At 35.6% G+C, this 22,266-nt stretch carries 19 protein-coding genes; 13 read left to right on the top strand and 6 right to left on the bottom strand.

What is annotated here, in order from left to right; translation table 11 throughout:
* Positions 1 to 67 precede the first annotated feature (67 nt).
* The 3 genes from AAEU33_RS02235 (at position 68) to AAEU33_RS02225 (ending at position 5,289) form a co-directional block, all read left to right on the top strand.
* Positions 68 to 2,260 carry a M1 family metallopeptidase gene (locus tag AAEU33_RS02235; protein WP_345990801.1) on the top strand — a complete coding sequence of 731 codons (2,193 nt, stop codon included), beginning with the start codon at positions 68 to 70 and terminating at the stop codon, positions 2,258 to 2,260.
* 113 nt (positions 2,261 to 2,373) lie between these two features.
* A complete protein-coding gene (locus AAEU33_RS02230) occupies positions 2,374 to 3,201 on the top strand; it encodes an endonuclease/exonuclease/phosphatase family protein (RefSeq protein ID WP_345990799.1) in 828 nt (275 codons plus the stop codon).
* 222 nt (positions 3,202 to 3,423) lie between these two features.
* Entirely contained in the window at positions 3,424 to 5,289 is a 1,866-nt protein-coding gene (locus AAEU33_RS02225; RefSeq protein ID WP_345990798.1) for a M1 family metallopeptidase, read from the top strand.
* A 37-nt stretch (positions 5,290 to 5,326) separates the two neighbouring features.
* On the opposite strand, the gene AAEU33_RS02220 is transcribed toward AAEU33_RS02225, so the two are convergent.
* The 5 genes from AAEU33_RS02220 to AAEU33_RS02200 all read right to left on the bottom strand — a co-directional run bounded on the left by AAEU33_RS02220 (position 5,327) and on the right by AAEU33_RS02200 (position 10,818).
* Positions 5,327 to 6,709, bottom strand: a complete 1,383-nt coding sequence (locus tag AAEU33_RS02220; RefSeq protein ID WP_345990796.1) for a phosphatase PAP2 family protein — start codon at positions 6,707 to 6,709, stop codon at positions 5,327 to 5,329.
* A gap of 96 nt (positions 6,710 to 6,805) precedes the next feature.
* Positions 6,806 to 7,801: a zinc metalloprotease gene (locus AAEU33_RS02215; protein ID WP_172284312.1), complete on the bottom strand. Its 996-nt coding sequence runs from the start codon at positions 7,799 to 7,801 to the stop codon at positions 6,806 to 6,808.
* A gap of 414 nt (positions 7,802 to 8,215) precedes the next feature.
* On the bottom strand, positions 8,216 to 8,854 hold the full coding sequence (locus tag AAEU33_RS02210) for a response regulator transcription factor (protein WP_172284311.1): 639 nt from the start codon (positions 8,852 to 8,854) through the stop codon (positions 8,216 to 8,218).
* A complete protein-coding gene (locus AAEU33_RS02205; RefSeq protein WP_345990793.1) occupies positions 8,851 to 9,636 on the bottom strand; it encodes an ATP-binding protein in 786 nt (261 codons plus the stop codon). The genes AAEU33_RS02210 and AAEU33_RS02205 overlap by 4 nt, the downstream gene beginning before the upstream one ends.
* 633 nt (positions 9,637 to 10,269) lie before the next feature.
* Entirely contained in the window at positions 10,270 to 10,818 is a 549-nt protein-coding gene (locus AAEU33_RS02200; protein ID WP_172284309.1) for a hypothetical protein, read from the bottom strand.
* Positions 10,819 to 11,075: 257 nt separating this feature from the next.
* Here AAEU33_RS02200 and AAEU33_RS02195 point away from each other — a divergent pair, with 257 nt between their 5' ends.
* Positions 11,076 to 11,957 carry a hypothetical protein gene (locus AAEU33_RS02195; RefSeq protein WP_345990791.1) on the top strand — a complete coding sequence of 294 codons (882 nt, stop codon included), beginning with the start codon at positions 11,076 to 11,078 and terminating at the stop codon, positions 11,955 to 11,957.
* 202 nt (positions 11,958 to 12,159) lie between these two features.
* Here the strand turns inward: AAEU33_RS02195 and clpB are convergent, their stop codons facing one another.
* Positions 12,160 to 14,754 carry an ATP-dependent chaperone ClpB gene (gene clpB, locus AAEU33_RS02190; RefSeq protein WP_345990790.1) on the bottom strand — a complete coding sequence of 865 codons (2,595 nt, stop codon included), beginning with the start codon at positions 14,752 to 14,754 and terminating at the stop codon, positions 12,160 to 12,162.
* A gap of 375 nt (positions 14,755 to 15,129) precedes the next feature.
* Here clpB and AAEU33_RS02185 point away from each other — a divergent pair, with 375 nt between their 5' ends.
* The 9 genes from AAEU33_RS02185 to AAEU33_RS02145 all read left to right on the top strand — a co-directional run bounded on the left by AAEU33_RS02185 (position 15,130) and on the right by AAEU33_RS02145 (position 22,212).
* Positions 15,130 to 15,708, top strand: a complete 579-nt coding sequence (locus tag AAEU33_RS02185; protein ID WP_172284664.1) for a TetR/AcrR family transcriptional regulator — start codon at positions 15,130 to 15,132, stop codon at positions 15,706 to 15,708.
* Positions 15,709 to 15,822: 114 nt separating this feature from the next.
* The gene (locus AAEU33_RS02180; RefSeq protein ID WP_172284306.1) at positions 15,823 to 17,142 is read left to right on the top strand and encodes a phenylacetate--CoA ligase; all 1,320 of its coding nucleotides are present in this window, start codon (positions 15,823 to 15,825) and stop codon (positions 17,140 to 17,142) included.
* A complete protein-coding gene (locus AAEU33_RS02175) occupies positions 17,139 to 18,224 on the top strand; it encodes a 2Fe-2S iron-sulfur cluster-binding protein (RefSeq protein WP_345990787.1) in 1,086 nt (361 codons plus the stop codon). The genes AAEU33_RS02180 and AAEU33_RS02175 overlap by 4 nt, the downstream gene beginning before the upstream one ends.
* 83 nt (positions 18,225 to 18,307) lie before the next feature.
* Positions 18,308 to 19,246: a 1,2-phenylacetyl-CoA epoxidase subunit PaaA gene (gene paaA / locus AAEU33_RS02170; RefSeq protein WP_172284304.1), complete on the top strand. Its 939-nt coding sequence runs from the start codon at positions 18,308 to 18,310 to the stop codon at positions 19,244 to 19,246.
* A gap of 81 nt (positions 19,247 to 19,327) precedes the next feature.
* Positions 19,328 to 19,609 (top strand): 1,2-phenylacetyl-CoA epoxidase subunit PaaB, encoded by a 282-nt coding sequence (gene paaB / locus AAEU33_RS02165; RefSeq protein ID WP_172284303.1) that lies wholly within the window; start codon positions 19,328 to 19,330, stop codon positions 19,607 to 19,609.
* A 73-nt stretch (positions 19,610 to 19,682) separates the two neighbouring features.
* A complete protein-coding gene (paaC, locus tag AAEU33_RS02160) occupies positions 19,683 to 20,444 on the top strand; it encodes a 1,2-phenylacetyl-CoA epoxidase subunit PaaC (RefSeq protein ID WP_345992728.1) in 762 nt (253 codons plus the stop codon).
* A gap of 89 nt (positions 20,445 to 20,533) precedes the next feature.
* Positions 20,534 to 20,998, top strand: a complete 465-nt coding sequence (gene paaD / locus AAEU33_RS02155; protein ID WP_172284299.1) for a 1,2-phenylacetyl-CoA epoxidase subunit PaaD — start codon at positions 20,534 to 20,536, stop codon at positions 20,996 to 20,998.
* 141 nt (positions 20,999 to 21,139) lie between these two features.
* Entirely contained in the window at positions 21,140 to 21,940 is an 801-nt protein-coding gene (locus AAEU33_RS02150; RefSeq protein WP_172284297.1) for an enoyl-CoA hydratase-related protein, read from the top strand.
* Between the two features lie 35 nt (positions 21,941 to 21,975).
* Complete coding sequence (locus AAEU33_RS02145; protein ID WP_345990785.1) at positions 21,976 to 22,212, top strand: four helix bundle protein; 237 nt, start codon at positions 21,976 to 21,978, stop codon at positions 22,210 to 22,212.
* The last annotated feature ends 54 nt before the right edge of the window (positions 22,213 to 22,266 follow it).

Raw genomic sequence — 22,266 nt, 5'->3', positions numbered from 1 at the left:
TCCCGGATTTGTAACAATTCCGGGATTTTTTTTACCTATCCATTAAGTAAGTTTATAAATTTTTAAAATGAAGTGTAAAGTATCAACCTTTGTTTCTGCGATAGCGGTTTTTCTGTTTTCAGGATCTGCTTTTGCTCAGGAAACACCTAAATATGATTATGTAGAGGCATTTAAGCCGTTTTTCTATCCACAAACAGGCACGGAAACCCGTTCTGCAAGTGGACAGCCGGGACATGCTTATTGGCAAAATTCTGCAGACTATAATCTTAACATAAGTTTAAATGACACTAAAAATGAGTTAACCGGTACTGCTGAAATAAAATATACCAATAACAGCCCGGATCAGCTGAGTTTTCTTTGGCTTCAGCTCGATCAGAATTTGTTTAATCAGGATTCCCGTGGTAATGCGGTAGTTCCTATTTCAGGAAGTAGAAATGGAGCCCATGGAGAAAAATTGGACGGTGGTTACAAAATTAAATCGGTAAAACTTGATGGTAAAGATGTAAAATATACGATTACCGACACCAGAATGCAGATTGATTTACCAAAAGCTTTGAAGGCAAAAGGAGGAGTGGCGAAAATTAGTATTGATTATTCATTTATTTCTCCTGAATATGGTTCTGATAGGATGGGAGTACAGGAAACTAAAAATGGTAAAGTTTTTACGATTGCACAATGGTATCCGAGGATGTGTGTGTATGATGACATTCTAGGATGGAATACGTTGCCATATCTGGGAGCTTCGGAGTTTTATCTGGAATATGGAAATATCAATGCCAGTATAACCGTTCCTGCTAATCATTATGTTGTTGCCTCAGGGGAACTTCTTAATGGGAAAGAAGTGTATAGCAAGGAGGAAAATAACCGTTGGGAACAGGCAAGAAATAGTGATAAAACAGTAATGATCCGCCCTGAATCGGAGATAGGTAAAAATCAATCTTCAGGAACGAAAACATGGAAGTTTAAAATAGAACAGGCCAGGGATTTTGCATGGGCATCATCTTCTGCATTTGTTTTAGATGCGGCAAGAATTAATCTGCCGAGTGGCAAGAAGTCTTTGGCAATATCAGCGTATCCGGCTGAAAGTGGAGGTGAAAAAGCCTGGGGAAGATCTACCGAATACACGAAAGCTGCGATAGAACATTATTCTCAGAAATGGTATGAATATACCTATCCTGCAGCTACAAACGTTGCGGGTAATGAAGGTGGAATGGAGTATCCGGGTATTGTGTTTTGCCATATGGATTCCAAGGGAGATGATCTTTGGGGAGTTACGGATCATGAATTCGGACACAACTGGTTTCCGATGATTGTGGGATCTAATGAAAGGTTATTTGCCTGGATGGATGAAGGTTTTAATACATTCATTAATCAGCTTTCTACTGAAGCCTTCAATAAAGGGGAGTATTACAAAAAACAAAATATTGCACAAACAGGAAGTTATCTGATGAGCGATAATTTTGAACCGATTATGGTAGGACCGGATAATATGAAAGAACACAGTATCGGAGTTCTTGCTTATTTCAAACCGGGTATGGGCTTAGGCATTTTGAGAGAGTCAATCCTTGGACCTGAAAAATTTGATAAAGCATTTAAAACATATATAGATCGTTGGGCTTTCAAACATCCTACTCCCTGGGACTTTTTCCATACCATGGAGAACGTTTCGGGTGAAGAGCTTAATTGGTTTTGGCGAGGATGGTTCTTTAATAAATGGAAAATTGATCAATCCGTTAAAAGTGTAAAATATATAAGTGGTGACTTTAAAAATGGAGCTCAGATTACGGTAGAAAACCTGGGGCAATTACCTATGCCAACTACAGTTCAGGTAAGATTTAAAGACGGGACAACACAAATTGTAAAGCTTCCGGTTGAGGTTTGGAAACGTAATAAAGAATGGACTTTTCAAATTGAATCTGCTAAGGAAATCGAAGAGGTAAAGGTGGATCCTAATTCTCAGATTCCCGATATCAATCCGAAAAACAATTCTGCTTCTGTAACAGATACCAAGAAAATTGATAAAATTGATCCTAAAGATTTTACAGGGACATTTGGAAGCAAAGAGATTCCATTAAAGCTGACATTTAAAGTAAAAAACGGACAGCTTTTCGGCCAGGCCGGTGGAGATGCACAATTTCCTCTTGAATACAACGGAGATAATAAGTTTCTTTTCGGGCAGTCTGTTTTTACATTTGCTAAAGACAAGAAAACAATGACGATTACTCAGGGTGAAAAGGAAATTAAATTAACGAAGGAATAATAATTCTGTTTTAAAAAAGAATACAGAAAATTAACAATATAATCATGGTTTTAAGGCTTCTCTCTGGTAGAGAAGCCTTATTTTTGTTTAATTATTATTTAAAATAGGTGATTATGATTTTTAGATTTTCAATTGTGTTTGTCTTGTTTTTTGTTATAGGGTTTTCACAAAACCTTAAAGTTATGAGTTTCAATATCAGATTACAGGTAGAATCTGATAAGGAAAATGCTTGGACAGAACGAAAGCACGATGTACAGGATTTATTAATGTATTATCATCCGGATTATTTTGGGGTTCAGGAAGCATTGCCAGAACAGATGAAAGATCTTAAAAAAGGATTGCAAAATTATAATTATGTCGGTGTGGGCAGGGACGATGGAAAAGAAGAAGGTGAATTTTCAGCTATTTTTTATGATAATGAAAGGTTACAGGTGGTGAAATCCGGTACATTCTGGCTTTCGGAAACACCGGATAAGCCTTCCAGAGGCTGGGATGCGGCATGCAACAGGGTATGTACGTATGCCGTTTTTAAAGATAGAAAATCTAAAAAAGAATTCTTAGCAATGAATCTTCATTTTGATCATGTTGGAAATGTTGCAAGAGTGGAATCTGCGGAGTTGATTCTTAAAAAAATAAAAGAATTGAATCCTGGAAATCTGCCTTTAACTTTAAGTGGAGACTTCAATTTAACAGACAACAGTGAACCTATAAAGATTATTTCCCAAAATCTGAAGGATAGTTTTTATAACTCTGAAACCCAACACTATGGTCCAAAAGGGACATTCACCGGATTTAATGTCAATGAAATTCCTAAAGACCGAATTGATTATATTTTTGTAAAGGGAATGAAAATAAAATCTCACAGGCATATTAATGACAGAAGAGAAAACCTGCTGTATCCTTCGGATCATTTTCCGGTTATTGCAGAGCTTTCATTATAAATCTAATCTTCTTTATTCGGAAATTAATTTCAAATCCAATTCCTCTCAGGGATTGGATTAGCTTATGTGCTAATAGGGCCAGAACAACAAAAAAACTGATAAACAAGGGTGGATGTAAAAAACATACGTTAAAATTTGCTAATATCAGCATCTGTGCGGTGATTAATTATATTTCTCTGTTACATTTTACCTAATTTTGAGACTTATTTTTAAAAAATAGATATGAAGAGATTGCTTTTTGGATGTTTAATGGTTGCTTCAGCACACTATTTTTCAGGACAAGAACTATACATACCAAGAAATGTAAAAAAAGCATATGAAAATGGGACGCGTGATATTTCCGGGGCTCCGGGTAAAAATTACTGGCAGAACAAAGGGATATACAATGTAGAAGTAAAAGTAGATGATAATACAAAAATCGTTTCCGGAAAAGAAACGATTACTTATAGTAACAATAGCCCCGGCGATTTACACTCTTTAGCCATAAGGTTTGTCAATAACCTTCATAAGCCGCAGGCTCCGAGATCAGGCTTTGTATCCAAAGACTTTCTATCTTCAGGATTGCATATCAAATCCTTTATTGTAAATGGGGAAAAATATAACATAAACAGTGATGATTGGGGAACTGTTGCAAGTGTAAAGCTGCAAACCACTATTAAATCGAAATCAAAATCAGAAATTAAAATAGAGTGGGAATATCCATTGTCTGTAAAAAGTGAAAGAGAAGGACAGATTGATCCTGAAACATTTTATGTTGCTTATTCTTTCCCAAGAATTTCAGTGTATGATGATTATAATGGCTGGGATATGCTGCCACATTCGGACAGGCAAGAATTCTACAATGATTTTAATGATTATAATTTTGCAATCATTGCACCCAAAAATTATGTGGTTTGGGCAACGGGAGAATTTCTCAATCCCGAAGCTGTTTTACAGCCTAATTATTTAAAAAGATACAAGACATCTCTGAGGAGCGATCAGGTTGTTCATATTGCAAGCCAGGAGGAAATGAAATCAGGAAAGGTAACTAAGCAGAATAAGTGGAATACTTGGAAATTCAAAGCCGCTAATATCACGGATTTTTGTTTCGCCTTGAGTAATCATTATGTATGGGATGGGGCAAGTGTTCAGCTCAAAACAAAACGGGCAAGTGTGCAGTCTGCATACAAAGCAGGTGCTAAAGATTTTGAACATTATGTAGACTGGATGCGTTATAACCTTGATTGGTATTCTAAAAACTGGCCGGGCGTGGAGTATCCATATCCTGTAATGACTGCTGTTCAGGGTTATGCTGATATGGAATATCCTATGATGATTAATGATAACAGTATTCCTGATAATTTTGAGGATGCGAGATTAACGGCAGATCATGAAATTGCTCATACCTATTTCCCTTTTTATATGGGGATCAATGAAACACGATATGCTTTTATGGATGAGGGTTGGGCAACAACCCTGGAATACCTGATTGGAATTGATGAGAATGGTGAAGCTAAAGCAAAGGATTTTTATAAAAATTTCAGGGTAAAGAAATGGATCAATGATCCTTCTGCCGAACAGGATCAGCCCATTATTACCATGAGTACACAGGTAAGTGGAGCAGGATATGGGAATAATTCTTATGTAAAGGCATCTCTGTCTTATCTGGCTTTAAAAGATTATCTTGGAGATGATCTGTTTAAAAAAGCATTACACCATTATATGAACAATTGGAATGGAAAACACCCAATTCCTTGGGATTATTTTAATTCTATGAATACAGGATCAGGGAAAGATTTGAACTGGTTCTGGAATAATTGGTTCTATACAAACAATTATATAGATCTCAAAATTACAAAAGGAACTCAGGAGAACGGATTGCTTACAATAAATATTGATAATGTCGGAGGTTTTGCAATTCCTTTTGATGCTGTAATAACTTATGACGGCGGAGGAATTGAAAGTCTTCATTTTACACCTTCATTATGGGAGAAAAATCAAAAACAGGCAGTTCTTACGATTCCTGTAAAAAATAAAGTAAAATCGATCAAACTGGATGGGGATATTTTTATGGATTATACTCCTGAAAATAATTCTAAAAATTTATAATCAAAAAGCCTTCAGTATTCTGAAGGCTTTTTGATTATTAGAAATAAGCTGTTAATCTTAATCCAATCGTTATATATCTAACTTTTTCTTTAGCAAAAGAAGTGTTGAATACTTCGTTCATTTCTTCGTCGTCTTTCACCAGGTCGCTAAAGTGGTAATTCATCGTGGACTTAATCTGGTTGTATTCGGCGTAGGCGGTAATCCCGAGTTCAGGATTGAATTTATAAGTGATAGCACTTCCTAAATTAAGCCTGAAAGCCTTTGATGGTTTATAAGTTGCCAGCTCCGATTGATTGTCTGGAGTGCTAATATGCTCACTTTTAACAAAAATTTTTCCGCTTGCAGGTATCGAATAGCCACCTGTAGCTTTTAACATGACTTCCCAGTTTTTTGCAAATTCATGAGAAAAATATGGACCCAAACCAAAATTGAGAAATCCTAATGACTGAGTCGTGATATCAAAGTTTTCATAGTGTTCCTCATCATCCAAAGTAAGTCTTTGAGGTTTGATCGGGAAACTACTAAAGCTAAGATCTCCTCCAATTCCCCATTTTTTTGAAAAAAAATAGGCTCCTTCTAATCCTGCATCAAAGCCAACCTGCTTTCTGTTATCGAGTTCAGATTCTTTCAGGAAGTTTGTGGTGGCGAGTGCTGATCCCACTTTTATAGACAGAAAAGAAGGGTATCCGTTACTTTCTATCCTGGAAAGCAGGCTTAGATTATCTCCTTTATTCTTGTAAAATTTATCAATGAAAAAATATCCTAATTCAGTAGAAATAATCCCTACTCCTGCACCCGCAAGAATATCAGGCATCCAATGTCTGTTATTCAGGTTTCTTCCAAGTCCTGTCAATGTAGCCGCGCCATATCCTCCAATACTGTAAGCCGGATTTACGAGTCCATACTCCTTGTGTAGAAAGCTGGCGTTGGCAAAAGCCATTGCAGCGTGCCCGGATGGAAAAGAGTTTTTGGCTGATGCATCCGGACGTTCAACTTTAGATGTGTACTTTACAGAATTGACGATGATTCCCATAATAGCTAAACTTGTGGCATAAGATAAAGTAGCTCTCCCAATATTATTACGTCCTTTAATTCCCGCTAACTTCAAACCGTACACCGTAGCAGCAGGGGCATATTGAAGGTAATCATCAAAACTAGCCTTAAAATCCGGCAGATATCGATTTCTTATGTCACGGATGTTTTTACGCTCACCCCAGGTAGCTGCTGAAGCGGTAAATAATAATGTTGGAGCAATTGATTTTTGGACCCATTCTTTTTTTAAGAAAGGTACCTTCTCTGAAAGTGCGGGAGGTTCCGAAATAGAATGAGAGAGATTGTTTTCTTGCTGAAGAGTATCCTGTGCCTTGTATAGGCATAAGGTAAGCAGCATAAAAAATGCTAATACTAATTTATTCATCATTGTGTGTTTTTTATTTTAAATTTTAAAATTTGCCAAAAATATAAAAAAAAACCTTTCTCAAAACTGAGAAAGGCTTTTTTAACATATTAAGAAAACTTATAATACTCTTAAACCTGCTCTAGGACCAGAAGAACTTACAACTGCCTGCATTCTTGTTTTTTGCCCTGCAGAGAACATAAACATTGCAGCATCATCTACATAGTCCATATAGTTCATAAACATAATAGATCTTGACACCCCACTACAAGTATTGTATACAGGATATGTAGGTTTGTTATAATTAGCTCCTGTTTGTGTAGGTGTATCCGCTACCTGATCGTTTCCGCAATTTGCATCACCCCAGATATGTCTAAGATTTAAATAGTGTCCCACTTCATGAGTAGCCGTTCTTCCCAAATTGAAAGGAGAAGATGCTCCTGTTTTTCCAAAATAAGGAGCTGCAATCACCACTCCATCATTCCATAATCCTGCTGATTCAGGGAAGGTCGCATATCCAAGAACTTGTCCCATGCTGCCTACTACCCAGATGTTGAAATAGTTGGTAGGATTGGTAGCATCAATACCTCCGGAAGAAGCTTTTTTCATGGCATCATTAGTGCTCCAGCTTGTTTTAGTTGTAGATTTTCTTACGGTATTTGCTAGTCTGAATCTCACTTTTACATCCCCTGATTTTACAGATTGAAATTCTGTTGGTATTTTATTTACATCACTGTTCGTGCCTCCGTAGTCAGCATTAAGAACAGCAATTTGCTCTGCTATTCTGGCATCAGAAACATTTTGTGCAGAAGTATTGTACAATACATTTACTACCACAGGGATTTCAACAGTACCATCTGCAAGAACTTTCCCCATTTTAATTGCGTTTGCAAATCTTTCAGTATTCGCTTCAATAGCTGCATACTTTTGTCTGAGCTCAGGATTGTTCTGAAGTGTTTGCTTTCTGATTTCTTCTGAAGGACAAGATCTTCTGTTGGCTAAATCTGAAGCAGTTGCAGATTTGTTTGCAGTCTCTTCACCTTGATTTGAAACATTGTCGCTGTTACAAGCGGACATGAATCCTAATGCCAGGATTCCAAATAATAGTTTTTTCATAGTTTCTATAAATTTATTTGTGGAAAAACGAAATTATATTATTTTGGGTGAGTTTGCAAAATCTCATTTTTGTGAATTGCTATTATTTTATGGGTTTTTATAACTTTTAATTCAGTAATTTATTTCCTTTTATGGTGATTTTATACTTTACTGGCGGTGTTTTCGTGTTTTTATTCATTTTCATAATTTCCATATCTAAATCTTTATTTTAGTTATAATTATGTAAGTAAAATTTATATTCATTGCATAATTAATAAAAACAAATTGTAGAAAGGTATTATTTACTCCTCTTCGAATGTTTTGTCCTTCTATTACCAGTATTTGCAGTGTAAAAAGTCCCTTTCTGAATTTCAGAAAGGGACTTTTTATAATTTAAATTGGAAAAGGTTTTTAATCGGTAAGCAATCCGAGAAACTAGTCGAATCCATTTTTCATGGCGAAAACAGCGAGTCCCACACGGGTTTTCAAATCTAATTTTTCACAAAGCTGGTCTCTGTAACTTTCCACAGTTCTTGGACTGCAGCACATTTTATCAGCTATTTCTTTATAACTTAGTTCAGTAACTGTATATTTCAGGAATTCTTTTTCACGCTCAGAAATCCGCACTGTATCTTTGGATTCAGTTTCATTGTTCAGATTAGAAAATATAATGCGTGACGCCCATTCCGGATAAAAGAATCCTTCCGTATTTAATTTTACAAGAGCTGTTTCCAGTTCTTTAGGGTGGGTGTTTTTTAATAAATACCCTTTTGCTCCGTTTTTGATCATTTTGATGACGCTTTTGTCATCCCCTTGCATGCTCAGGGCCATTACTTTAATATCAGGATGGTTTTCTTTGAGCCACAGCACGGTTTCGAAACCATCCATAATTGGCATGCTGATGTCGAGTAAGATAATATCAGGAATTTTATTGTTATTTTCGAATTTCTGAATGAGATCTTTTCCGTTTTCACAGACATAAATAACTTCAAAATCTTTAAAGTTGTCAATAATACCTTCCAATGCCTTCGCAATAAGGATGTGGTCGTCAACGATAACAATTGTTTTTTTCATGGCTGTCTTTTTAGTGTAATATTAACAGTTGTTCCTTTGTTCTTTAAACTTTCCAGAGTGAAGTCTGCTCCTATGATTTCCGCTCTGTTTTTCATATTGGTTAATCCAATGCCATTAGATCTTATGTTAGTCCTGTCAAATCCGATACCGTCATCCTGAATATTCAGTTCCCAAAGTGCTTCACTCGAAGTATTGAGGTTAATAAAAATATTTTTGCACTGGGCGTGTTTTATACTGTTCTGAATAAATTCCTGGGTGATTCTTAAAAGTACATTCTTATGTACAAATCCAAGGTCGAGTTGTTTAAAATTATGTTTGAAGCTTACATTACATTTTTTAAAAGCATTGGTGTTATCAACTTCTTCCTGAATTAAGGTTACGATTTCCTTTTGATTGATATTATCATCAGTTAAAGTTTTCGAAAGACTTCTAAGGTCCTGAAGGGATTGGTTGATGATCTGTGATACCTGTTCTATTCTTTCATTGACTTCAGGAACTTTATTTTCGTATAAAAGCTGCTGAGTGTACAAGCTTACTAATGTGAGTTTTTGTCCTATGTTGTCATGAAGTTCACGGCCAATCTGTTGCATAGTAGCCTGTTGGATCTCCAGCTGAGTGGCCAAGAGCTCCTTCTGATGGATTTCATTTTTTATTTCAATTTCATTTAAATACTCTTTTTTTCGCTGTCTGTATTTTCTAATGTATACCATTAGCGCAGCTACGAATAATACAAAGAATACGTTAAATAAAATAATGGTTATTAAAAGTTCCGTTTTCCCCATATGAATGAAGCTGAAAATAATAAATACATGATAATATCTGAAATCTGTGAGTAATTGCAATAAATACTCCAGATTTCCCGGTTGTCATAATATAGAAGTGTATAAAATGTAAAAAATGGAAGTGTTCCAATATAAAATAATGTTACTCCCAGGTTTATATAAAACATTTTATTATTACTGAAATTGATTATATCTTCAGAATTCACCTGTTTATAGTACTCCATGATAACTAAAATCATTAAAAGTAAACACCCAAAAGTATAATTAAATGAATAAATTATTTTACTTTCCTTAAAATACAGTTCACTGGGAATAAATGAAATCAGATACAATAATGAAAGGATCCCGAATAGTTTTCTATTGTTGAATGATTTTGCAGCATATAACCAATAGAAAAACAAAAATTCCATGGGGATTACAAAATAATTATAATATTTGATTTTTGAGAATAAGGAAAAATTTCCATACCTGCCAAAAGACTCAAATATAAAAATTGCTATCAAATATATTGAAAAGTATTTCCAGTATTGATTTTTTAATGACTTTAGAAAAAAAATCGAAACTAAAGCGGATAAACCTTCTGTACAATATAATGAATAGTCCAGTACACTTCGCAATGAATCCATTTTTTACTTAATAGTTTTGAACAATTGGAGAATCAGGAGGAATTAAGCTTCCGTGGTTTTGTGCTAGTCCGCCTTCTTCTTCAATAGGATCTGTTGTATTTCGAGATTTTAATGCCATAGCGATTACCTGGCCATTGGAATTGGATGGATTGAAATCGTAATGTAAAATCTTTCCGTTTTTGTCTTCTTTTTTTAGAGTGGGAACCATTATTAAAGTATGTCGTTCAGCGTACTCTTTTGGAACAGTATGACTTTCCATAATTGTCCAATTGTCAATCTTAGGATAAGCAGCATAATAAAATCTAATACCCAAATCACTTTCACTGGTTGCGGGATTCACTTTTTTAGCTTCTGTTTCAAGATCGTTAATGAATTTTTTCAATTTAGGCAAGTCAAACCAGATAGAATCTGCATCAGTCATTTCAAGAGTAGAATTAATTGCTTTCAGTTGATTATTACGGTAATTATTAATCAGCTCCTGAATAAAGACATTACTCATGGTGTTTGGAAGACTTAGTGTCTCCACATCACCTTCGAGAATAGGTTTTGTTTCCATAATGTTAGTTTTTTAAACACAGTGTTAGTTAGTAATGCAAATCTCGGAAAAATTTTAGGTTAAATGACAGGGATTTCTCCTATTTGTTATCCGTGATTTTACGGGAAGATGGATTTTCTTTATAAAATGGCAATTTTTTGGTGAAAAAATTGATGTTTCGAATCTTAATTAGATTTTATTTTTATGTTAAAATAAATGCTTATTATATTATAATTATTAATAATTGAATATATTTACTTGTAGAAAAAAAAATAATTTTGAAAACAAAACTTTTTAGCATTGCCATATTGGGACTTTTATCGGTTGGAATGTTATTTCAATCATGCAACAGTGATAATGAAAGTGAAGCATCAAGCGATAAAGTAATTTCTCAAAATTACAAGGACCGATTAATTGATAGTAAAACAGCTCAGGCGCTGGGAGATACTTATCTCACTAATAACTACGCTGTATTATTAGGGGGACGAACAGCTAGGGGATTGTCAGCCGAAGATGCAAGACAGGTAATTTATCCAATAGAAATTTTGGAAGCGTTTATTGCAAGTGTAGAAGAGAAAGCAGGGCAAGATGCATTAATTGGGGTTAATATCGGGCAATACCCTTCTTCCGAAAAAGTGGACGCTCATCAGAGAGATGACTATAAAGGATATCAGACTATGTATCTAATGTCTTACAAAACTCCTGCAGATACTGTTTCTGCAGCTAATTGTGTAGAGGCAATGAATCATGGTAGTATTATTCCTCCTGATGCGACAGCAGATAAAAATGATATTTTAGATAAGAATATTAATAATTATCTCATAGCTAATGAAACGGCTTCACTTCTGGATAAAACCTATGCATTAAACAATGAAAAGACGTTGGATGCAAAGGGAATTGAAGTTAAAAGGCAATATTTTTATAGTATTGGTTTATTGAAGGGATATCTTCAATATGTAAAAGAACAGGCTGTGCTTAATGGTATTACTGACGTGAATATTGCAATTAATATGGGACAGAATAGCTTCAGTTCGGGCGCTGTGAATAAAGGGAAGCAAAAGGCAGGAAGTCAATGTATCTTTTTTACAGCATTTCCTAAGGGAAATGAGGCAAATAGTAAAAATTTGAATATTCTAAATAATCTCCCGGCTCTTAAATAACTTTGATGTCGGGATAAAAATAAAAAAGCGGTAGAAATAATAATTTCTACCGCTTTTTTTACACTTGAATCTTTTTTGATATCGTTATTTGTTACTTTCATAGCGTTGTCCAGATTTATGTCAATGTGAATTAACAAAAATAAGTGCTGTAGATTTTGTCTACAGCACTTACTACAAAAATAATATATATGAAAAAAACTATTTATTTTTCCGCCGGTCTGAAAACCAGACCTGTTTCATCGAAATAATCCAAAGTGATTCGGTCTCCGTCATTTACATTTCCGGCCAGAATCTCGCGGGATAGTTTATTTAAAACTTCCTGCTGGATAACTCTCTTTAAAGGTCTTGCACCAAAAGCAGGATCATATCCTTTATTCATTAAATAATCTACGGCATCCTGAGTTGCTGTCATGATTATATTCCGTTTTGCTAACATATCATTAAAGCCTCGTAACTGATACTGAACAATTTTTCCAATTTCCTTTTTTCTTAAAGGCTGGAATAATACAATCTCATCAATTCTGTTTAAGAACTCCGGACGAAGAGTTTGCTTTAATAAGTCAAAAACTTCTTCTTTTGTTTTCTCTACGATTTCATCCTGATTGGATTCAGTAATGTTCTCAAAATTTTCCTGAATCAAATGTGAGCCCAGGTTAGAAGTCATAATGATAATTGAGTTTTTAAAGTTGACAACTCTACCTTTGTTGTCTGTCAAACGACCATCATCCAAAACCTGCAATAAGGTATTGAAAACATCAGGGTGGGCTTTTTCAATCTCATCCAAAAGAACAACTGAATAAGGTCGCCTTCTCACTGCTTCTGTAAGTTGTCCTCCTTCATCATATCCAACATATCCCGGAGGCGCTCCTACTAATCTGGAAACAGAATGACGTTCCTGATATTCACTCATGTCGATTCGGGTCATATTGTTTTCATCGTCGAATAAAAACTCAGCCAGAGCTTTTGCTAACTCTGTTTTACCGACACCTGTTGTACCGAGGAAAAGAAAGGATCCTATTGGTTTTTTCTCATCACTCAATCCTGCACGGTTTCTTCTGATCGCATCAGAAACAGCCTGAATGGCTTCTTCTTGTCCCACAACCCTGTGATGAAGTTCTGTTTCAAGGTGCAGCAATTTCTCCCTTTCCGATTGTAAAAGTTTTGTTACAGGAATTCCTGTCCACTTAGCAATTACTTCGGAGATATTTTCTGCAGTTACCTCTTCTTTTATTAACTCGTTCTGATGATTTTGCATTTCAAGTTCCAGCTTCTGCAAGTCATCTTCTTTTTCTTTGATTTTTCCATATTGGATTTCTGCTACTTTAGCATAATCTCCAGCTCTGGAAGCTCTTTCCGCTTCTAGTTTTAAAGATTCAATATCTTTTTTAATCTGTGTAAGATCTTCACTTTTTTGTTTTTCTTTCAACCATTTTGCATTAATCTCATTCCGTTGTTCGGAAATTTTTGAGATATCTTCTTTTAAATGGTCTATTTTAGTCTGATTGCCTTCTCTTGAGATAGCAGCCAGCTCAATTTCCATCTGCATAAGCTTTCTGTCCAGGACATCAAGTTCTTCGGGTTTGGAGTTGATTTCCATTCTCAACTTGGCAGAAGCCTCATCAATAAGGTCAATTGCTTTGTCCGGTAAGAATCGGTCTGAGATGTATCTCTGAGACATTTCAACTGCTGCAATAATAGCCTCATCTTTGATCCTTACTTTATGATGCGCTTCGTATTTATCTTTAATTCCACGTAAAATAGAGATCGCAGATTCTGTATCCGGCTCTTCCACCATTACTTTCTGAAAACGTCTTTCAAGGGCTTTGTCCTTTTCAAAATATTTTTGATATTCATTCAGGGTAGTGGCACCTATTGCTCTTAATTCTCCTCTTGCCAAGGCGGGTTTCAAAATATTTGCTGCGTCCATGGCGCCTTCACCACCACCAGCTCCTACTAATGTGTGGATTTCATCAATGAAAAGAATAATTTGTCCGTCAGACTTTATTACCTCATTAACGACAGACTTCAAACGCTCTTCAAATTCTCCTTTATATTTTGCTCCGGCGATTAATGCTCCCATATCTAATGAATATAAAGTTTTATCCATCAGATTTTCAGGGACGTCTCCGTTAATAATTCTATGTGCAATCCCTTCTGCAATTGCAGTTTTACCCACACCTGGTTCTCCAATTAGGATCGGATTGTTTTTTGTTCTTCTGGAAAGAATCTGTAATACACGACGGATTTCTTCATCACGTCCGATTACCGGATCCAGTTTTCCTTCTGCTGCTAATTCATTAAAATTTTTAGCATATTTATTGAGAGATTGGTAAGTTTCTTCTGAACTTGCAGAATTGGCTTTGCTCCCTTTTCGTAATTCCTTAATAGCGCCTTCCAGTAAGCTTTTGGTAACCCCCATATCTTTAAGCATTTTAGAAACTTCAGATGAAGTATCCAAAAGTGACAGCCACAAGTGTTCGATTGTTACATACTCATCACCCATTTTCTTTGCAATGTTCGGCGCATCCAATAGGACTTTATTTGCTGATTGTGAGAGATAAATATTACCTCCCTGAACTTTAGGAAGTCTTTCTAAACTTTCACGGTTCCTCTCTCTTACCAAAGATGCATCGGCTTCCGATTTTTTCAGTAAAAAAGGTGAAATATTTTCATCTACCTGAAAGATTCCTTCCAGTAAATGTTGAGGTTCTATGCTTTGATTACCCAATTCCATAGCAACTTGCTGGGCTGCCTGGATGGCTTCTTGTGATTTTACAGTATATTGATTTAAATTCATATTTTATATTTTTGGGTTGACTTAAAGTGTATAGATTTTAGACATCAGATTTCAGACCATTCAGACTTTGAATTAAATTTAATTTCTTAAATCCGTATCTAAAGTCTGATGTCCTTGATCTAATTTAATCATTTAATTCGGGTCGTATAACACAAAAAGTGTTCAATTATTGAATTTATAAATAAATTGGACAAAATTTCCGAATATTGTATTTTTAACACTGAAGTAACTAGACAAAATTTCCATTTTCATCATATCATCTGTAAATTTTGACATTCTTTTTTATTTTGAAATCAGATTAAAAGAGGTATGTAAAACTTTTATGAGGCAAAAAACAACAGTTTGGATCAAAAAAGTTACTTTTGCAATCTACTGATGGAGCTTAAAGAAAAACAAAAGAAAATATTAGACGAAGCCGTTCAGCTTTTCAAAGAGAAAGGCTATATGGGAAGTTCTGTAAGAGATCTGGCAACTCAATTGAATATAAAAGCTGCCTCTCTCTATGCACATATACGTTCTAAGGAAGAAATCCTTGAATGGATTTGCTTTGGTATTGCTCAGGATTTCTTTGTTGAGCTTCAGGAAGTATTGAACACAGATATCAAACCCAGTGATAAGCTGAATTTATTTATTGATAAACACTTATCTGTTGTTCTCAAAAATCCCGATGTTACTCATATTTATTCCAACGAATGGAAACATCTTGAGGAAAGGCTTCCTGAATTTGTTGAGTTGAGGAAAAAATATCAACAGGAAGTTGAGCAATTAATTTCCGGGATCTATAAGGCCGAAAATTGGGAATTAAAATCCCCATCCTTTACTACAAGGTTTATTCTTCATACACTCAATAATTCTTATTTCTGGTTCAAAAGAAACACAGGATCAAATGTAGAGATCACTGATGAAATCAGGAATAAGATACTCTTTGGACTGCTTGGAAATCAAAAGAGATAAAAAAATTACCGTTCTGGTTATTTAGATTCATTCAAAATATGATGAAAATCATAAAAATTTTGTCAGCTTCCAAAATCTTTTTAAATTTACACCTAACAAATGTTAGTTAGTTTTATGGATTTTTCAGTTGAATATTTAGAGCTCGACCAGCTTAGGGAGCTCCAGTCCAAAAGATTGGTAGATCTCGTAGGTTATCTTGAGGAAAGATCAGATTTTTATAAAAGAAAATTTAATGAAGCGGGAATATCACCTCAGGAAATAAGGTCGATTGAAGATATTTCGAAATTACCCATTACTTATAAACAGGATTTGCGGGATCACTATCCATTTGGATTATTTACGGTCCCGAAGAATGAATTACAGAGAATACATTGTTCAAGTGGAACCACAGGAAAACCAACGGTAGTAGGATACACGAAGGAAGATGTTGATCTTTTCAGCGAGGTGGTTGCAAGGTCTTTGAACGCAGCAGGAGCCCAACCCGGGATGCAATTGCATAATGCATACGGTTATGGAATTTTTACCGGCGGATTAGGTCTGCATTATGGAGCTGAAAAGCTTGGAATGAGTGTTCTTCCTATTTCGGGGGGAATGACAACGAGACAAGTGGATTTGATAATGGATTTTAAGCCTGAAGTAATTTGTTGCTCACCTTCGTATGCTTTAACAATAGCTGATGAATTTGCTAAAAGAGGAATTTCTGCTGATGAAATCAGTTTAAAGTATGCTGTGTTAGGTTCTGAACCATGGACAGAAATCATCAGACATCACATTGAAGAGAGGCTGGGGGTTCATGCGACTAATATTTATGGATTAAGTGAGATTATCGGACCCGGAGTATCGATGGAGGATTTCGAAGAAAAAGGCGGTTCCTATATCTGGGAAGATCATTTTTATCCCGAAATTTTGGATCCGAATACAAAACAACCGGTTCCGTTTGGAGAAGAAGGCGTACTGGTGATTACCACTTTGACGAAAAAAGCGATGCCACTTCTAAGATATTGGACAAATGACATTACAAGTCTTTACTATGATGAGAGTGGAAAAAGAACGATGGTAAAAATGAGACCGCTTATCGGAAGAGCTGATGATATGCTGATTGTAAGAGGGGTAAATGTTTATCCTAGCCAGATTGAAGAAGCTTTTTCACATGTAGAAGGAGTCGTACCTAATTACTATCTTACACCGATCGAAAAGGAGCAAATGTGCGTTGCTTTAGATATTGATCTGGAAATAGATAATGATTTTATTAAATCTCATCAACTTGAAATAAATACCGATGATTATCTTATTTTTGTCGGAAATTTTGGGAAAAATATTGAAAACGAAATAAAGAAACGGGTAGGAATAACCACAAAAGTGAAAATCCATACTCAGGATAGCTTACCTAAATGCGAAGGTGGAAAAATTAATAGAATACTAAAGAAAAAATGAATTCATTTTATAAACTAAAAACGGTAAAAGTTCAGAAAGATACCGATGAAGCTGTGAATGTAGCAGTGGAAATTCCTGATGAACTAAAAGATAAATTCAGATTCAAGCAGGGACAATACCTTAACTTCCGGATGATGATCGACGGAAATGAGGAGAGGCGTTCTTATTCTATCTGCAATGCTCCAAGTGAAAAAAGCAATACATTGGAAGTATTGGTCAAACTTTTGGAAGGTGGAAAGGTTTCAGGATATTTTAATGAACATCTTCATATGGATGAGGTGCTTGAGGTAATGCCCCCTATGGGAGGTTTCAATACCACCTATCACCCATCGAATACCAAAACATATGTTGGTCTGGCTGCAGGAAGTGGAATCAGTCCGGTTCTTTCCAATATCAAGGAAAGTCTTTACCAGGAACCTGATAGTAAGGCATATTTATTTTACAGCAACAGAAGCATGAATCATGTGATGAAGAAAGCGGAGATCGATAAACTGGTTGAGCACTTCAAAGGAAGGCTGAATGTAGTATATCTGGTAAGTCGTGAAAAGCATGAAGATCCTATTTTTGAAGGAAGAATCTCTCCGGAAAAACTGAATCATTTATTTGAAAGATATACCGATATAGATGTTAAAGAAGCTACCTATTTCATTTGTGGTCCTGCAGAAATGATCAAAGGTATTGCTGATTATCTGAAAAAAGAAAAAAAGGTACCTGCTATTCAGGTTTTATTTGAATATTTCACAGCTCCGGATGAAGAAAATTCTGAGGAAATGAGTGATGAATTCAAAGCTATCGCCAATATAGAAAGTATGGTAACGGTGATCATTGACGACGATGAATATTCCTTCCATCTTAATTCTAAAAAAGAGAGTATCTTAGATAAAGCATTAAAAGATCAGCTGCCTGTTCCTTTTGCTTGTAAAGGAGGAGTTTGCTGTACGTGTAAAGCAGAGGTTTTGGAAGGGGAAGTCTTCATGGAAAAAAACTTTGCACTTACCGAAGAAGAAGTAGCCAGAGGTTACGTTCTGACATGTCAATGTCACCCGACAACCAATGTGGTGATGCTTAATTATGATGTTTAATAAAATTTGAAAATGTGCTAATGTGTTAATTTGAAAATTAATTAATGCATTCTCAAATTCTCAAATTTTCAAATTCAAAGATTATGGACTTAGAAAAATTTGTTCAATACGTTCACGAAGAAAATAAAGTAGAACCCAAGGATATTATGCCTGATGATTACAGGAAATTATTGGTTCGTCAGATTTCACAACATGCCCATTCCGAGATTGTAGGAATGCTACCGGAAGCTAACTGGATTTCCAGAGCTCCTTCTTTGAGAAGAAAAATGGCTCTTTTGGCTAAGGTTCAGGATGAGGCAGGGCACGGGTTATATCTTTATGCTGCAACTGAAACTTTAGGAAACGGAACAATCAGGGCAGACAGAGATGCTACTTATGAAGATATGTTGGAAGGAAAGGCTAAATACTCAAGTATCTTTAATTATCCTACACTGAGCTGGGCAGATATTGGAGCTATTGGCTGGCTGGTTGATGGCGCTGCAATTATGAACCAGGTAATGCTGATGGGTAACTCTTACGGACCTTATTCCAGAGCAATGGTAAGAATCTGCAAGGAAGAATCTTTCCATCAGAGACAAGGGTATGAGATTTTAATGGCACTTTGCCGAGGAACAAAACAACAGAAAGAAATGGCTCAGGCAGCGTTAGATCGTTTTTGGTGGCCGGCTCTGATGATGTTTGGACCTAATGATGACAGCTCACCAAATTCGAAGATCTCTATGAACTATAGAGTAAAACGAGAAAGTAACGATAGCCTTCGTCAAAGGTTTATTGACGTTACTGTTTCCCAGGCTGAGTTTTTAGGATTAACGATTCCGGATAAAGATCTGAAGTGGAACGAGGAGAGAGGGCATTATGATTTTGGAGAACTTCCGTGGGATGAATTTATGACCATTCTGAAAGGAAACGGACCATGTAATAAGAAAAGATTACAAACTAAAGTAAAGGCACAGCAGGAAAACCTTTGGGTGAAAGAAGCTGCAGCAGCTTTTGCTGAGAAACAACAAAAAGAAGTGATATAAGGTGACGATTTGAAAATGTACTAATTCGAAAATTAATTAACACATTTTCAAATTCTCAAATTTTCAAATTTATAATTGACTATGGCAAATTTAGATATGTGGGAAGTGTTTATTCAGACTAAACCGGGATTATCCCACAAACATGCAGGAACAGTGCAGGCACCAACCGCAGAAATGGCTCTTCAGAATGCAAGAGATGTTTATACCAGGAGAAAAGAAGGAACATGTGTTTGGGTGGTTCCCAGCAAATATATTGTAAGTTCAGAAGGTATGGATCAGGAATCATTTTTCGATCCGGCAGATGATAAATTATACCGCCATCCAACCTTCTATGACATTCCTAATGATGTAAAAAATATGTAATTAATAAAGACTTCAGTATATGAGACTTCAGATATGAAAATTAAATATCTGAAATCTGAAATCTGAATCTGAAATCCATCAAAAAATGAATCCATTATATAATTATTTATTAAAATTCGCGGATGATAGTTTCATCATGGGGCAGAGACTATCCGAGTGGTGTGGTGAAGGTCCTTATCTGGAAGAAGATATTGCATTGACCAACATTGCTCTTGATGAACTGGGACAAGCGAATAATTTTTATCAGTATGCTTCAAGAGTAGCTGATAATGGTAAAAGCGAGGATGATCTGGCATTTTTGAGATATGAACATGAATACATTAATGCTCATTGGGTAGAGCTCCCTAATGAAGATTATGCCCAGACAATTCTTAAAGTGTATGTTTTTTCTATCTATCAGAAATTAATGTATGAAGCTTTATCAAATTCTTCAGATGAAGACTTATCCGCGCTTGCCCAAAAATCTTTGAAAGAGGTTAAATATCACTATACTCATGCTTCATCCTGGATGAAAATTTTTGCACAGGGAACAGAAGAAAGTAAAGTACGTCTGATAAAAGCAATTGAAAATATCTGGGAATACACAAAAGGTCTGTTTGCAAAGGTGGAAGGCGAAGATGATATGATCACTCTTAATATTGTACCTGATGTTGATGCGCTTTATGAGCAGTTTATTGCTGTTACAGAAAAAGATTTTGCTGATTTTGGACTAGAATATCCAACGGATCATTTTATGCAGCCAAAGTCAAGAACAGGTTACCATACCGAGTATTTCGGATATATTCTTTGTGAATTACAATATATGCAGAGAGCATATCCGGGGTGTACCTGGTAGTAAAATAAGATTTATTTGAAAATATACCCCCATTTAAAAATTAAACAATTGTATAATGGATTTTCAAATAGGCAAATGATTAATAAGTAATGAACCAATTATTAAACATATTATCCCAGGTTCCTGATCCGGAAATTCCGGTAATCAATATTGTGGAATTAGGTATTGTAAGAGAGGCAAAAGCTACCAGCGAAAGTTCTTGCGAGGTAGTAATTACACCCACTTACTCTGCCTGCCCCGCTATGTTTACCATTGAGGAAGATATCATGAAAATCATGAAGGAAAACGGGTGGGATGCAAAGGTTGTTACCAAAATGTTTCCAATTTGGACAACGGATTGGCTAACAGATGAAGCAAGAGAAAAACTCCGTGAATATGGAATTACTCCTCCGGAGAAAGGGGCAGATGAGCACCATATAGGGAAACCTAAAAAATGTCCACGCTGTGGTTCTATGCATTCTAAGCAGATCAGCAGATTTGGATCTACATTATGCAAAGCATCATACCAATGTCTGGACTGTTTAGAACCTTTTGATTATTTTAAATGCCATTGATAAATTAATGTACTTGTTATATTTAAGGCATATGGCTATGTAAAGCATAACGAAGCTACTGCCGGATTACTAAGCTGGTAGATGGTTACATTAATTTATATTGTTAAATTAGAGCATTGTTAAATAATAAATTTAAAAACTATGTATACACAACTTGATATCGAAACTCATTTTGATGGAAAACTCAAAATTGCCTACCTGAATCAACCTGAATCATTAAACGCATTAACAAAACCTTCTTTGGCAGATTTGAAAGATTTTATAAAATCCTGTAATGAAGATGAAACGGTAAGATGTGTGGCGATTTCCGGAAGAGGAAGAGCATTTTGCTCAGGACAGAATTTAGATGATGCTTTTGTACAGGGAAATGAACACCATGATCATGATATCATTAGAAAAATAGTAGTGGATTACTACAATCCATTGGTTACAGAAATCACACATTGCAGAAAACCTGTGGTTGCACTGGTAAATGGCCCGGCAGTTGGAGCAGGTGCCATGCTTGCCTTGATTTGTGATTTCGTATTAGCAGTTGACAAATCTTATTTTGCACAGGCTTTTTCAAATATCGGGTTGATCCCTGATACGGGAGGAACTTATTTCCTTCCGAAACTATTGGGAAGACAATTAGCCAATTACCTTGCATTTACAGGAAAAAGATTGTCAGCAGAAGAGTCAAAAGCTTACGGTTTGGTAGCTGAAGTTTTCAACGAAGAGGAATTTATTCCAAAATCAATGGAAATTCTGGAGAAAATGGCCAATATGCCTACCGCTGCTATAAAACTTACTAAAAAAGCATTTGCTCAGTCGTACAATAATACACTCAAAGAGCAACTGGAGTTAGAAGGCGACCTGCAACAGGAAGCTGCAGAAACAGAAGATTTCATAGAAGGTGTAAACGCCTTTTTACAAAAAAGAAAACCTGATTATAAGGGAAGATAATTAATTTGAGAATGGGCTAATTTGAAAATTTGAAAATGAGAGATGACAAAGAAAATATCATTGTAAATAAGACTTTTGACTTTGCATTGAACATTATTGAATTTTCTGAAGAACTATATAAGGCTAATAGATTTCCATTGGCAAACCAGATTTTTAAATCAGGAACTTCAATTGGGGCTAATGTTAGAGAAGCTCAAAATGCAGAAAGCAAGGCTGATTTTATTCATAAATTAAAAATCGCGGCTAAAGAAGCTGAAGAAACAGAGTATTAGCTCTTGTTATGTTCTCAATCTCAATATTTAAAATCTCCGAATGAAAAAATACGA

The sequence above is a fragment of the Chryseobacterium sp. Chry.R1 genome (assembly GCF_039645525.1).
In the GTDB taxonomy this organism is placed as follows: Bacteria; Bacteroidota; Bacteroidia; order Flavobacteriales; family Weeksellaceae; genus Chryseobacterium; species Chryseobacterium proteolyticum.
The sequence above is the reverse complement of the archived record's forward strand: the minus strand, read 5'-3'. Positions and strand labels throughout refer to the sequence as shown.

Bases quoted from the DNA above. Each gene is read 5' to 3' on its own strand.
- AAEU33_RS02205 (WP_345990793.1), bottom strand. From the start codon at position 9,636: ATGGGGAAAACGGAACTTTTAATAACCATTATTTTATTTAACGTATTC.
- AAEU33_RS02175 (WP_345990787.1), top strand. From the start codon at position 17,139: ATGAATTCATTTTATAAACTAAAAACGGTAAAAGTTCAGAAAGATACC.
- paaD (WP_172284299.1), top strand. From the start codon at position 20,534: ATGAACCAATTATTAAACATATTATCCCAGGTTCCTGATCCGGAAATT.
- AAEU33_RS02215 (WP_172284312.1), bottom strand. From the start codon at position 7,801: ATGAAAAAACTATTATTTGGAATCCTGGCATTAGGATTCATGTCCGCT.
- AAEU33_RS02235 (WP_345990801.1), top strand. From the start codon at position 68: ATGAAGTGTAAAGTATCAACCTTTGTTTCTGCGATAGCGGTTTTTCTG.
- AAEU33_RS02145 (WP_345990785.1), top strand. From the start codon at position 21,976: ATGAGAGATGACAAAGAAAATATCATTGTAAATAAGACTTTTGACTTT.
- AAEU33_RS02180 (WP_172284306.1), top strand. From the start codon at position 15,823: ATGGATTTTTCAGTTGAATATTTAGAGCTCGACCAGCTTAGGGAGCTC.
- AAEU33_RS02225 (WP_345990798.1), top strand. From the start codon at position 3,424: ATGAAGAGATTGCTTTTTGGATGTTTAATGGTTGCTTCAGCACACTAT.
- paaB (WP_172284303.1), top strand. From the start codon at position 19,328: ATGGCAAATTTAGATATGTGGGAAGTGTTTATTCAGACTAAACCGGGA.
- AAEU33_RS02150 (WP_172284297.1), top strand. From the start codon at position 21,140: ATGTATACACAACTTGATATCGAAACTCATTTTGATGGAAAACTCAAA.
- AAEU33_RS02230 (WP_345990799.1), top strand. From the start codon at position 2,374: ATGATTTTTAGATTTTCAATTGTGTTTGTCTTGTTTTTTGTTATAGGG.
- AAEU33_RS02200 (WP_172284309.1), bottom strand. From the start codon at position 10,818: ATGGAAACAAAACCTATTCTCGAAGGTGATGTGGAGACACTAAGTCTT.
- paaA (WP_172284304.1), top strand. From the start codon at position 18,308: ATGGACTTAGAAAAATTTGTTCAATACGTTCACGAAGAAAATAAAGTA.
- AAEU33_RS02185 (WP_172284664.1), top strand. From the start codon at position 15,130: ATGGAGCTTAAAGAAAAACAAAAGAAAATATTAGACGAAGCCGTTCAG.
- clpB (WP_345990790.1), bottom strand. From the start codon at position 14,754: ATGAATTTAAATCAATATACTGTAAAATCACAAGAAGCCATCCAGGCA.
- AAEU33_RS02220 (WP_345990796.1), bottom strand. From the start codon at position 6,709: ATGATGAATAAATTAGTATTAGCATTTTTTATGCTGCTTACCTTATGC.
- AAEU33_RS02210 (WP_172284311.1), bottom strand. From the start codon at position 8,854: ATGAAAAAAACAATTGTTATCGTTGACGACCACATCCTTATTGCGAAG.